The 13,409-nt window shown below is 56.2% G+C and carries 10 protein-coding genes; 4 read left to right on the top strand and 6 right to left on the bottom strand.

Features of this window, described 5'->3' with window-relative positions:
* Positions 1-244 precede the first annotated feature (244 nt).
* Positions 245-502, top strand: coding sequence for a hypothetical protein (locus CGZ80_RS03450; protein ID WP_094411350.1), 258 nt, complete (start codon positions 245-247; stop codon positions 500-502).
* A 387-nt stretch (positions 503-889) separates the two neighbouring features.
* Here CGZ80_RS03450 and CGZ80_RS03445 read toward each other — a convergent pair whose 3' ends face one another.
* Both CGZ80_RS03445 and CGZ80_RS03440 read right to left on the bottom strand, forming a co-directional pair.
* On the bottom strand, positions 890-3,112 hold the full coding sequence (locus CGZ80_RS03445; RefSeq protein WP_094411349.1) for an HTTM domain-containing protein: 2,223 nt from the start codon (positions 3,110-3,112) through the stop codon (positions 890-892).
* A gap of 227 nt (positions 3,113-3,339) precedes the next feature.
* Positions 3,340-4,392, bottom strand: a complete 1,053-nt coding sequence (locus CGZ80_RS03440) for an Lpg1974 family pore-forming outer membrane protein (RefSeq protein WP_094411348.1) — start codon at positions 4,390-4,392, stop codon at positions 3,340-3,342.
* Positions 4,393-5,005: 613 nt separating this feature from the next.
* Between CGZ80_RS03440 and CGZ80_RS03435 the strand changes: the two genes are divergently transcribed.
* The 3 genes from CGZ80_RS03435 to CGZ80_RS03425 all read left to right on the top strand — a co-directional run bounded on the left by CGZ80_RS03435 (position 5,006) and on the right by CGZ80_RS03425 (position 7,546).
* On the top strand, positions 5,006-5,872 hold the full coding sequence (locus CGZ80_RS03435; RefSeq protein WP_094411347.1) for a carbon storage regulator: 867 nt from the start codon (positions 5,006-5,008) through the stop codon (positions 5,870-5,872).
* 169 nt (positions 5,873-6,041) lie between these two features.
* Entirely contained in the window at positions 6,042-7,166 is a 1,125-nt protein-coding gene (locus tag CGZ80_RS03430; protein WP_233148201.1) for a glycosyltransferase family 9 protein, read from the top strand.
* Positions 7,166-7,546 (top strand): nucleotide pyrophosphohydrolase, encoded by a 381-nt coding sequence (locus CGZ80_RS03425; protein ID WP_094411346.1) that lies wholly within the window; start codon positions 7,166-7,168, stop codon positions 7,544-7,546. Before CGZ80_RS03430 ends, CGZ80_RS03425 begins: the two co-directional genes overlap by 1 nt.
* Positions 7,547-7,589: 43 nt before the next feature.
* Here the strand turns inward: CGZ80_RS03425 and CGZ80_RS03420 are convergent, their stop codons facing one another.
* The 4 genes from CGZ80_RS03420 to CGZ80_RS03405 are packed head-to-tail and all read right to left on the bottom strand — an operon-like array spanning position 7,590 to position 13,103.
* Positions 7,590-9,188 carry an ABC transporter permease gene (locus tag CGZ80_RS03420; RefSeq protein ID WP_233148200.1) on the bottom strand — a complete coding sequence of 533 codons (1,599 nt, stop codon included), beginning with the start codon at positions 9,186-9,188 and terminating at the stop codon, positions 7,590-7,592.
* Entirely contained in the window at positions 9,185-10,243 is a 1,059-nt protein-coding gene (locus CGZ80_RS03415; protein ID WP_094411345.1) for an ABC transporter ATP-binding protein, read from the bottom strand. Before CGZ80_RS03415 ends, CGZ80_RS03420 begins: the two co-directional genes overlap by 4 nt.
* Positions 10,240-12,600 (bottom strand): hypothetical protein, encoded by a 2,361-nt coding sequence (locus tag CGZ80_RS03410; protein ID WP_143543720.1) that lies wholly within the window; start codon positions 12,598-12,600, stop codon positions 10,240-10,242. Before CGZ80_RS03410 ends, CGZ80_RS03415 begins: the two co-directional genes overlap by 4 nt.
* A 5-nt stretch (positions 12,601-12,605) precedes the next feature.
* A complete protein-coding gene (locus CGZ80_RS03405; protein ID WP_094411343.1) occupies positions 12,606-13,103 on the bottom strand; it encodes a hypothetical protein in 498 nt (165 codons plus the stop codon).
* Between the last annotated feature and the right edge of the window lie 306 nt (positions 13,104-13,409).

The raw sequence follows: 13,409 nt of genomic DNA, 5'->3' as shown, positions 1-13,409 counted from the left end.
AGCATCGGCCATGGAGCAACCATCCTTGAATCTGAGTTACGAAACGAACCGTCGAGTATCCCAAAATTCGCCTCAAAACCCAAACGAGTTGCAAGCAAAGAAAGCTCAGCTATTTCATCGGCGTCCCGAGGAGTCCGCGTCGGTAGCTCGGGGTGGAAGCCCCGAGATTGCGATGCGAACCACAGACTCGCCCCGGAGGGGCCGGCGGTGCGAATTCCCTAAAACCAAACCAAGCACCCTAGCCATGGCTTCGTACGCCTTACCGGCGGGTGGAACACTGTTGGTGCCATCCATCATCCCAAATAGCGAATTGAATCCCACCTTCGAATCGTCGAGTCCGACCAGTCGCTTCGAGGTCCTGGTCGCGTTTGACGAGGTCGCTTTGCATCAAACTAGACCAGAGTCAGCACAGACTCATTCTGAAAGCCTGGTTGTTCACTTGGGGGCTCGTGTGTTGGCAACGTTTAAGACTTGGGTGCGATATCAATGGATCACGTCGTGATGCCATTGCCCTTGATGGCTTGCATCGAAAGTCAACGAGGCGGCGGTAGCGACGCCGGCCCCTCCGGGGCGATTGCTTTGTGAGTTTTATATAACTCGGGGCTCCCGCCCCGAGCTATCCAAGCCGGCCCCTCCGGGGCATGACTCAATGCTCGTCTCAACGGAACGACGGCCGAACACGGTGCGTGATTCCACTTCGGTCGCCGGAAACGCAAAGGCACCGCACGATCACTCAGCGGCGGCAGACTTGACTCCGGAGGAGTCCGCGTCGGTAGCTCGGGGTGGAAGCCTCGAGATTGCGATGCGAACCACAGACTCGCCCCGGAGGGGCCGGCGGTGCGAATTCCCTAAATCGAAACCAAGCACCCCAGTCACGGCTTCGCACGCCTTACCGGCGGGTGCTGGTTGGTGATTGGATGCTGCTGACGTTGATCCGTTCAGTCGATCGGGGCAGGATCCAATCGTTGTGCTTGAATGGCATGTAGCTCACTGCGGCCAGATCGATTTGTGGATCGACCAGGGGACGCGGGAAGTGATAGTTCAACATGATGTAGCTGCTGGCTCGAACCTCGGGTCGCCGCCCCGTGGTCTCCTGCCATCGGTCGGCGATGTGCCGAGCGTATTGCTGAATCAGCCTTGGCCGAACCGTGAATTGCTCCAACTGATGAGGATTCAGCTCGTGAAAATGATTCCACATCACGTGCAACTTCCGGTCCTCGAACGTCACAAACGACTGCGGCAAGCCGCGCCAATCAACCGGCCTCAATCGCGAGAAGTCCACCCAAACGACATACGGTTCGCCACCGGATAGCTTCAACAGGGACGACCGATCCAACGGGGCCTTCGACGTTGGGTCGCTCAGCACCAAAAAACGTTCGCCGGTGAAGCCGGCACCTTGCAGCACAAACGGATGCAATCGCCCAAAGATTGGCTGCAGATCAGGGAACAATGGAGATTGATAGAGCTGATGCAACCGGTTTGCCAGGGCGACTTGCGTGACTTCCGACTGCTTCCCAGATTGATCTCGCTGGGCAAGCATCTGCTCAAGCTCGGAGACCAGTCCTAGCATCGCTTCCACGGAAGACTGACCAAAACGCGTTGCAATGTCCGCTTCACGCACGCGATTGCGAGTCAATTGGAACGCTTCGGCGAGCGAAATCGTCTGCTCGATTTTCGGCTCCTGCCCAAACGCCGACTGCCAAAGTTTCGAAAGCTGCTCTCGTGCAGAACTCAACGATTGCTCGCTCGCTTGGCCCGCGTCCGGTGAATTGTAAATCACACGTGTGCCCAGCGAGGGCTCATACGTGACGGCAAGTCCCGGATGATGATCCCAGCGAAAAAGGTTGCTATCGATCGATGTATAAACTGCCTTGGGGACGTCGTCAGAGCAGGCCTGCCAGTCCACCTGGGATCGCCCCCGACCGTCGATGACATGAACCGCAGGGTCCGAAACACGATAGGTCAAGTAACCCGCCGCTTTGGAACGTAGCATCATGCGCCAACTGAAATCCTGTGCTTCCTCGGTCCAGTTGGCGTCACCGGAGATGAAGTGATGGCGAAGTGGCCAAACGCTCTGCCATGTCAAAAACAGACAAATGAGCGTGAAGGCATAGCGGGGCATTGGGAATGCATGGGCAGTCGGCGCTGCAGATTCCAAAGGCTTCTTCGCCCGTGAGACGATCGCCCCAAGTCGTTTGGTCAATCGCAGTGGCCAATCGGGTGCAAAGAAGATCAGCGTTGCCGTGAACGCCATCATCGGAAACACACCGATCGGGAACATGAAATGGTTGTGCAAATGGAACACAAACGTCAGCGTGATTGCCAGCCAACGCGTGCGTTTCCAGAGCAGCAAGAACCCGATCGCTAAATCAAAGAACAGACCACCCCAGGCCAACAGCAGACAAAAATGGATGGTCTGAATGCTGTTTGGTAAGCCGACAAGTCCATCTGCCGTCAATCGAAGTTGATCTCCAATCGCATACAACGGTTCGCCAGTTAGCCAATCGGCATTGAGCTTGGCGACTCCACCAAAGAAGTAAACCACGAACAGTTGGAATCGCAGCAAGAACACTGGCCAAAACGGGATCATGCCCGTCGTCGCTTCACTGGCCGGGCCGCGTTTCGCTGCCATCCGCGATCGGATCAAGTTATCGACGGAGAATCGCGCCGTGGCCGGCATGCAGATCAGCAGGAACGCCAACAAGCACATCAAGTAATAGTGGTTGTTGTAGTTGGTCGCGTCCAACAGAAAGATGTAGCCGTAGCCGAGAAACAAAACGGTCGCAGCGGCTCGATAGAAGAGTCCTGCCGCGACCAGCAAAGCGGCGATCACGGCGACGCCGAAATGGATCGACAACCAAGGCTCGGCCCAGGGTCGGACCCACTCGAATCCGAGGTAGGTGAAATGCCACGGCGGATTGACGTAGTAATGATCCAGCGGGCGGATGCCACCGGTACTGATCAGAAACTTGCCGATGTGCCAAGCCATCACGAAGCCAAAGCAGATTCGGAATGCCGCGAGAGACGCTCCATCGACGGGCGAGCTTAGCAGTGCCTTGAACTCGGCCAAATAGTCACGAGCATGCTTTTGTGAGGCACGTTTTCGGGGCATTACAGAGGAATATCGATAGGGAGGCGAGCTGGGGCAATGAAGTTCCTGCCACGCTCCAACTATCAAGATCGCCGAAACACGTCAAGACAATTGTTCGGCCGAACAGGCCGCTTGGCCTCTCGCAGTGTCGCCATGTGCTCCGCAAAAAGCAGCGGTAGAAAACGCTACTTTCGCGGAGCGATAGGCGACATCAAGTTGCTGGCTTCTGTAGCCGAATGCCGACTGGGCTAGTAAACAAACCCGGCTTCAAGCATCAAACCGATGAAGCCCAAGTCTTCATTCTGTGGATCATCCACGTTTGCTTCGTCAGAGTCGTCAGCGTAAATCGCGGACGGATTGGGACTGCCCACATTCGCCCAGTACTGAGATTCCAAACCCGTTCGGAAATAGAGCCCTCGAGCGCATCGGAATTCGCCCCCAAGCTGCAGTTCGACGGAGCTCGCGAGGTGACTGTCACTTTCGATCAGCAACGTTTCTGCACCGCCATCATCGATGGCACGAAAGTTCTGGTTGCCGAACAGCAGCGACCCACGCCCGTTGCAAAAGATCGAAAAGCCCGAGTTGCGAACGGGCATCACCAACTCGCTTGCGAGAGTTGGCCCGACGCCTTCAAACTCGATGTCAGCCATTGCGACGCCTGAATCCGTGTCAGCCAAATATCCTTGTGCAATCTTGGCGTAGCGAACACCGCCACTGATCTTCAGCGGTTTGGCAAGTTGGCGTTGCAATTCGAAGTCAAAGACATCGGCTTCGATGCTGTGAGTCATTGTTGCAGTGTCCACATCGACGAGTCCGATGATGGTGTCACCGTCGTTAGTGGAGGACCAGATGATCGTTCCCTCGTCTTGAACCAGCCCAACGCTCCCGTCGACGTCAAACGACGTGCTGTTGTCAAACTGCCAGTATCGGGCACGCCAGCCAAACCCTTCGGTTCCACCGAGATAGCCGAATTCGACGCGATAGGAATCTTGCATGTTCCAATCAAAATTCAAATGCTCGATGACGGGATCATTTTGTGCGATGATCCCGGTCGCATTGCTCTGAAAAGGCGTGACAAGCACAAGCTCGCCCATTCCGTAAAAGCCTTTTTGAGCAGTATCACAGTAACACGATCGAGGTGCAGTTCGATGAACAGGAACTGCTGCGTTTTGCTCTAGCTTTTCAACGCGATCCAGCAGGCTGTCGTAAGAGCCGAGTTCGATCTCTTGTCCGTAGCTGGCAGAGTGATTGCCGATCGCGAAAGCGATGACAGCGCCTAGCAAGAAATATCTTAGACCCATCCTAGGTCTCCATAGAAAGTGTGTTGCAATTGTGTGGAAACCGGACGCTGGCGTTTTCCAGGTGTTCTCGATTCTCCTTGTCTCACTTCTCTATCGGACCGAGCCCCCACCAGAAGCGAATTTCGCGGGGTGACACTGTGTCCCCAACCCCACCGCAAAATCTCGCACAAACATTCCATTCCGCGCAATCGGCAAAGACCAGCGGCAACACCAATTGGCAGGGCGAACTGACGAAGTTGCCTCGATTCGTAAGCTTTATGTTTCACATGCAAAGGGCGCTAAAACGCGGATGCCATGGAGACGGCTAGAAGCGAGCGTTGATGATGATTACCGCAGAGGACGCCGCGAAACGCAGAGCGTTTCCATCTCAGGCGTGAACGACTAACTGCCTGTTCATTTCGAATTTACTCTGCCACTTTGTCGCCTTGGCGCACTGTGTAGGCGAACGAATGCCTGGCGAAGTAAGCGGGAGAGGGCGATCCAAACTGGTGTTTTCGGAACCGCCCGTTTCGGGTATGTTTTGAAGACACGAAGCACAAAGGCTTCTGCTGTTTTGAGTGACGAGAGTCAAGGGAGAGCTCTTAGTCCTCGAGATTTGCGACGGAGATGCGCAATGCTTGTGCTTACGCGATTGGAAGATCAGCGTGTGGTGTTCCCTGAGGTCGGTATCAGTGTCTGTATCGTCCAAGCTCGGAAGGGGAAAACGAGGATCGGGATCAACGCTCCCAAAGGAATTCGCGTTGTTCGCGACGAACTGGTCCCCGACTTCAAACCGATTGAAGCCGCGAAGGCATTCACCGGATTCATCCCGGTCGATTCTCATCAGCCCTCGCCCACGACACTGACTCCGAATCAACGACTGGCCTCGACCCCAGAAATCGAGGAACAAGTCGAACTGGCAACCGGGCGACTGCAACAGGCTCAAGCCGAACTCGAAGACGGCAATCGCCACGACGCGCTGATCTTGATCGGACAGGCCCTCGCAGAACTCGATCAATTGCGGGCCGATACACAGCATGCCAAAGACCGACGCACCGACGAACAGCCACAAGGCGTCGCCGAACCTGCGGCTGCTTATCATTCCCGAAGCACAAGCGACGCAGCCCCACGCCGCATCATTGTTGTCAATCGCGATGACGCATTCGGCGTCTCCCAACCGCTGTGCCAGCATGGCTTCGAAATCGAAAACGTCGGTGACAGCTTTCACGCGTTCATTGAGCTCTCGCGAGCCGAAAAGGCAAACGCGATCGTCTTTCACCAAGTTGCCGTCAGCCCCGGTGATCTGGACATCATCCGCAACTGCAGCCAACAACCCGACATTCCGATTTTGATCATCGGAACCGACAGCGATGCCGCTTCGGATCTCCAACAATCGCTCGATCACAACACCGTTGTCATCAACACCGACCATCCCAGCTCGATCGTCTGGGAAGTCGAATCGGCGATCAACCGATCTGTACCGCCCACGGTGGGGCTCTAGGGCCGTCTAACGATCGTAAATTCGCTTTCGCTTGCTAGCAATCGAGATGTTCTAAAGTCGATCTGGCAATTTTGTCAGAAAAACTTTAGCTTGCGGCCGCTCGGCAACTACGTAGCTTTGCCGTAGTTGCTCTTTTCTTGATTAAAAAGCAACACGAAGGATCGTGAACATGTCAGCAGGCGAAAGGACTCCAAAATCCGGATTTCGGAAACGAAAGGACGAGCAAGCGAGCGCACCAGAACCCGCGCTGGCTTCGATCCCGTTGCAGGATCAACCACGCCCGCACTTCCTGATTAGTCGGATGAGTGCGATCGGCGATACGATCCTGACGCTGCCGGTCGCGTGCGCGCTGCGTGACCGTTTTCCAGACTCGACGATCTCATGGGTCGTCGAAGAAAAATCATCGCCGATGGTCCAGCGTCATAGCGCGGTTGACAATGTCATTGTGCTCGAACGCGGTTGGTTCACGTCGCCAAAACGCTTGCGAGCCGCGCGGACACAGCTTCGCGAGTTGCAAGTCGACGTCTCGGTCGATTGCCAAGGAATGACCAAGTCCAGCCTCGCGTGCTACCTGTCGGGAGCACCGCACCGCATTGGGTACGCCGGCAAACACGCTCGAGAAATCAGTGGCTGGTTTTCCAACGTCCAAATCAACCCAGTATTCCACCACCTCACCGACCGGTCACTGGAATTGCTGATCCCACTCGGAATCAACTCGCCCGCCATTCGCTGGGACCTGCCCGTCGCAGATCCCGCACGGGCCTGGGCACGGCGTTATCGCTCGACCCTTTCCGCAGCAAAAATTGCGATCTTGAATCCGGGCGCGACGTGGCACAGCAAACGCTGGTTGCCCGAACGCTTTGGCGAAACCGCTCGGTACCTCCACGAACGCTATGGCTATCGCTCCATAGCAGTCTGGGGAACATCACTCGACCGTGCGATGGCGACCGACATCGTTTCCACCAGTCGCGGTGCCGCGATCCTAGCCCCTGAAACAGACCTGCAACATTTGGCGGCGATGATCGAAACGGCTGATCTGTTCATCAGCAACGACACCGGCCCCTTGCACATGTCTGTTGCTGTCGGAACGCAAACGATCGGACTGTATGGCGCGACCCAGCCGGGTGACAGCGGGCCATACGGTCAAACAGCGATCCAAAAAGCATTCGAAACTGGCAATTCACGTCAGCGACGCAATGCGAGCAACGCGGCGATGCGAGCGATCGAAGTCTCCGACGTATGCGATGCGATCGACAAGATCGAAGGCGAACGCCAAATGCTGGTAGCGGCTTGATGAATAAATCGAGTGCGTCCTCGGACAAGTCATCGCCCAACAATCCGCTGAACGATACGACCGCAAGTGTTCAACACTTGCGTGACATCGTCGAGCGATTTGTTGCCGAGCGAAACTGGCATTCGTTCCACAACCCCAAGAACCTAACGATGTCGTTGGCTATCGAAGTCGGGGAACTGATGGAGCACTTCCAGTGGCTGACGCTGGAAGAAGCGTCTGTTGTGAAAGATGATCCACAGCGCAAGCATGACGTCGGCGAAGAACTGGTCGATTGCTTGAGCTACTTACTATCGATCGCCAACACGATGGACATCGACCTGACCACCGCGTTGGAAGCGAAGATGATCCGCAACGCGGAAAAGTACCCGGCACCGCGGTGACGCGTGCGTCTTTCGTGACGAGACTTCGATCGCCACTGACTCATTAACTTCGCGATTGGCTCAATTCCCTGCGGACGTTTTCCGGTGTCGCGATCGTCCGCGGCCGCGTGACTTTCCATGACGAAACGATTGCGATCAACGACAACAAGATCGCACCACACAAGATGTTTTGGACGTGCCACGACGGCAAGCCTTGATCGAGCGCGGTGAACAGCGTGAATGCCCAGTTGGAGTACTGCCAAGCGGGGTCATAGTTGATCTGCTGGTAATCGTAGTAGTGCAGTTGCACCGAATACGGCACAAGCGCGGCTAAGATGGCGACGACAACAAAAGCGGCCAAGCCGACTTCGACGCGGGGGTTGTTCCGACGCCGCACCGCCCACATCAGGGCACGGACGACGACAAGGTAGCCGACGACGTATGAAGCGTAGAGCACTCCTGGCGTCGAGATGTAGTTGTTCAACTGCGCGATCGCGACTCCGGCTGCCGCACCGGAAGTGGCAATCCAACGAACGGAAAGTTGCTGCAGCACCGTGAGCACGAAGATCCCCGAGACCGTAAACACCATGCCGGTTGCCGGCCCGGGTGTGAGCCAGGTCAGTAGCAAGCGGGCAAGGAAACTTTGCGGAAGTTCGCGACGGATCCGCGGCGTGATCGTGTCTCGTTCGCTGACCATCATCGCGCCACAGATAGTCCAAATCGAAGCGATCACAAACAGAGTGATCAAGTAAACCGGAACACCACGATGCCTGAGCAGTATCAGCGCCGTCGCGCTAATCAATACAGTGACGAAGGTAAACGCGAGAAGCGACAGTCGAATCGCGGTTGAGCGGTTTTCTGTTTCCGGGGTGAGCTGGGCAGCGGTCGCCGTCAACAGCAGGTGAGACGCGACGAGCGCGAACGCGCAGGTAGAAATCACTGCGAATAGAATTTCGGTGCTGGAAAGCGGGTTGCCATAGAAGACCATTCCGATCACCAACGCGCTGACGCCGTATTCGCCCAAGACCAGAATCAGGATCAACACCAGCATTGTCATCACACGGCCACCGCGGCCTTTGGCAATGGGGGCAAAGAACAATCCGATAACTGTCAAAACCATGCCGGCGACCGCTAGAGCGCCGATGATCAACAACGTCGTCGGCAGGTCGACGCCGCGCAACGAGTACGCATATGCCAAGCAGGGAAATAGCGTGACGAAGTACAGCAGCATCTGCAGCGTGGCGCTAGCAAGTTTGCCCAGCACGATTTGCCATGGCGAAAGCGTTGTGATCGACAGAAGCTCCAGCGTTCCGTCATCAATCTCGCTTTCCAAGGACCGATAGGCGGCAAGTGGGACGACCAGCATCATCGGCAAGGCAAGCACCGCGTAGTAGCCAATCATCATGCGAGGTGCAGACGGCGAAGTGTAGATCTGCGGCATCATCGACAAGCTGCCGGCAATGGTCCATGCCAGGGCAGCGAACAGGATCAACGAAAACGTCGCCACAAATTGTCGGCTCTTGAGCGACTGGCGAGTTTCTTTCACCAGAATCGGATTGACCGCATCGCCGAAGCGTTCGCAGCGCGCGTCCAAGGCGTCGAGCCAATTGGAAAACCGATGAGACTCCGCTACCGCGCCGGGTTGTTCCACAGCCAAACTCATTGCACCAACCCCTCGGTCACTTGAAGGAAGACGTCTTCCAGACTTTTCTTACGTGCCGACACCTCGGCGATTTGGAAACCGGCGCCGACCAATCCGGTGACAATCGCGGCCTGATCGGCCATGTCGCCACTGAACGCGAAGCGAACGAGTTGCCCGTCCAAGATCACCGAGTCAACGCGAACGGTCGATGCAACTTGCTGCAGCGCAGCGGCGACTTCGTCTTGCCGATTGAGGACACGAAGTGTCAATTCGACCTCGTTTTGCATTTCTTTTTGGATGTCATCGACGTGGCCTGTCGCGAGCAGTTGGCCTTGTTCGATGATTCCAACGGCATCACACATCTCGGCAAGCTCGGTCAGGATGTGACTGCTGATTAGAATCGTTTTGCCACGGTCGGCGAGCTCTCGAATCATCCGGCGAAGTTCAATTCGCGCGCGCGGGTCGAGCCCCGCGGCGGGTTCATCGAGGATCAACACGGCAGGGTCGTGGATCAATGCGCGGCCGAGACACAATCGCTGCTTCATGCCTTTACTAAGCCCGCGGATTGGCTTGTCAGTCATTTTTTCGGTGCCGGTGAATCCGATCACCCACTTCAATCGCTCGTTGCGTTCACGGCCGACCAAGCCATACGCCCGCGCGAAGAAGTCGAGGTACTCGCGGCAGTTCACGTCGCGATAAGTACCAAAGGAATCGGGCATAAAGCCCAACCGTTTGCGAACCAGTTCGGGATCATTGACAACAGAGAACCCGTCCACGAAGGCATCGCCGTAGCTTGGCAAATCCAGGGTCGCGAGGATTCGCATGGACGTTGTTTTGCCGGCGCCATTGGGGCCGATGTACCCAAACACTTGCCCACGACCGACGCTGAACGTGATGTCGTTGACCGCTTTGGTTTTGCCAAAGAAGCGGTGTAGTCGGCGCAGCTCGATTGTGGGCGAACTCTCGGTATGAACCTGCGGCACGGAGCTGACGTTTACCGCTAAGCTGGCATTCTTCGCTTCGTCGTTTTCCTGCGTCACACTGGCGTGCTCTGTTGTCGGGTTGAGATCGTTCATGGCAAGGTCCCCATCACATATCGCACGCTATCGACCGCTTCAGCATCGCTCACGGGGATGACATCATCGGTGATCGTTGACAGCCCAACAAAGGTCCCATTGGGCAGATCGCCTTTGACGAACAAGAATTGATTCAGCCAAATCTCCAACAACCCATCCAGTGTTTGCGAGTAGCCTGGCGAAGTCATCCGACCGAATTGCGCGAGCAGATCTTTGATTTCAGGGTCACGTCTGACTTGTGCGGATCTGCCGCTTTGCGTCGTCACCGCCCCGATCGGACGATGATCGGTGTAGAGTTTTCCTAGACGTTTGGACGAGTCACGAACTTCTGCCAACCAAGTCGCCTCAACCGTCTCACCCGCAGGCAAGCGGGCGGCGCCAAAGTATCGCCCGTCCTCCGTTCGGATCACGAGATCGGTGACGTCGAACGGCAAGCTGCTTGTCACGGTCAGTGTGCTCTGATTGGCCGCGGTGTTGCTGGAACTGAATGTTCGCAGTTCTCCGATTTGGATTTTGCCGATCTGTTCTCGGACCCGATGCGTCACGAATTGCGTTTGTGTTCGCGAGGGCAAAAACGATGACGAAAAATGTTGTGATTCATTGTCGATGGTCACCTGCTTGCGAATATCCGTAATGCGGCTGGGGATGTTTCGCCACGCGATATCGTTATTTGGATACAGCATGACCTCGGCTTCGGTGTCAAAGCTGCTCCCTGCGTTCGGACTGATCCCGGCGAACAGTGTCGCACGACTGCGTTCGCTGGCATCTCCGCTCGCACCATCGATCCAAGTCAATTGCCGCACGCGGACTAGAGTTCCAAAACCGTCGGCAACGATGCTGTAGGAAAACATTGCCAACGTCGTGAAGAGCGCAAGCAGCGGCGCGATCACAAACATCAAATGCGAACGGTGACTTCGGGTTGACCAGCGGTAAGCGATCGGGCCGACCAAGATCACAAACAGCGTGAGGATCCCCATAAAGGTATAAACGGGTGGCTGCGCGACACCGGGTATCAACCAGCGTTGATGCCGATTGTCACCCAAGATCGGATCGACGCCACGCCGCAGCATCGGGGCCACTTGCTGTGCAAATTGGGATTCAAGCGGCTGCACGGTCATGGAACTGACAAAGGCATCACGATCGAGAACCATCAGCGAACCCATTGACGCCGGACGAACGATGGCGGCGTCCCAAGCTTGCTGTGCACGGTCGATTGACTCGCGAGAATCGTCAATCCAAGTCCTCAGGGCTTGAATGTCTTCGGCGTTGGTCGACAGCAGGTGTGTTGGAATCCACTGGCCTCGCTGCAATTGCGCCTGCATCGGTGGTTGCGGAGGAGTTCCGGCACCCAAATTGGCCGGAGGGGTGGAGACTTGATCGGCCCATTGCTCGGCAAAGTCAAGCACTTGCCGCGAGCCATCGAGTAGCTGCCGATTACTTGCCAACAACGACTCTCGGTCGACGAGACTTTCGTGCGGTTTCAGCCGCAATTTCTCGATGACTTTGTCGAGCAACGCTTGATGGCCGGTTAGCGGTTCCGAGGTCGGAACACAAATCAAAACCCCGCCTTGCATTGTCCAAAAGCGGATCGCCTCGATTACCGCTTGCCAATGACTCGCATCGACTTTTGGAACGGTTGGCATATTGAGCAACGATTGTTCGTCAATCACCAAACAATCGAGCTGCTCATACAAACGCCAATCCGTCGGCAGCATCCGTGGATCGAACTGCTGAAAGGCAATCCGGCTGTAAACAGAAAAGTAGCTGGCATCGCTTGGTGCGTCATTCGTTTTCTGTTCAACCCCGATCAAACCGACGTTCAGCATGACCTCGTTCGGCATCGCGACATCAATTCGAGTCATCACTTGCTCGCTAAGCGACTGACCAATCAGGGCGTTGTAATTTGGCAACGGTTCGCCGTCTTCGAGCAGTTCGATCTTGTAGGTTTCACCGATCGTCCATTTCGAAAACACGTCGTTCAATTCGACACGTGATTGTCCTTGCTCGAATGTCGCCGGCAACAAAACCGTGCTGGCATTGTTCGCAGGAAGATGGGTGCCGATTGGCGTCAAACGAATTGCCAGTTTGCGCTGTCGCGAAAGCGGCCCCATGGTGGAATCGATGCGGGCGTTCACGCCGACGCTGCCAACGAAATGCAAATTGGTCAAATCGATCGATGCGACCAATCCGGCCGACGGGGTCGTTTTTCCGCTGTTGTCGGGTGGTGGCAACGAGAGAGACATATTCTGGAACGCCACCTGTGAAAACACTGGGGTGCTTTCGCCAAGAAGGCTGCTCGCGACCAAAAACGCAGCGACCGCGCAAAGAGGAAATGCGGGAAAAGACAGTCGAGGCATGCGGGTCATTCCGTTGGGTCGCGGGGGGCGAAGATCTGTGGCGGAAGTTGGCCGTCGGCGAATGGGCTGTTGGCATCATCAGGCCGCTCACGTCCCGTCGGGAAAACCACCAGGTACAGCCCCAGCAGTTCAAAACAGACGATCACTGCCGTCGATTGCAGAAACGCCCAGTCACGAAGCGTCACTCCGACAAAGCGAGTGAAAGCCAAATGCACGCCCACGACCATCAATGCCGCCCCAATCGCCCGCGGAAACATCGCCACCGACCAGCTCAACAAGAAACACAAGGCAAAGATCGCGAAGCAGCCGAAGACAAACGCGATCGCGATCGCCCCGGCAGTCGCGTAGGCCCCCCCGTGCCCGGCGGCGGAGACGACGGCAGTGACAACGGCACACACCGTGGTGAGGGCGAACAGCGATCGAAACGAAATCCGTGGTAACAAGCGGCTCGGCAGCACCGCCTCGGCTGTGGATTGACGCCCTGAAAATTGCGGCGGGTCCATAAAGTCATCCGGCTGTAACGTCGTGTAGGGGTGCGATTTTCAGAAGAGAAGCTCGCAGAAAAGCTAGCAATATCCGCCGTTCGGTCGGGCCCGGGTGGGTTGCCATGGCCGCGACACAATCAGTTTAGCGGGTCGGGGCAACCCTCGGTTTAGGATCGGAGCCGAATCGGGGGACAAATCGATCGGCGTGGTGAGACCGGGGACTGAGATTCACGCGACATTCATCGAGGGGCGGAGCGGCTGTAAATTTGGGGCTAATGGGGAAATCTGGCCGAGTTCGGGTGGGGAAAGGCCTGTGATCGGCTC

It is taken from the genome of Rhodopirellula sp. MGV, assembly GCF_002251265.1.
Taxonomy (GTDB): Bacteria; Planctomycetota; Planctomycetia; order Pirellulales; family Pirellulaceae; genus Stieleria; species Stieleria baltica_A.
This window is presented reverse-complemented; position numbering and strand designations above follow the sequence as displayed.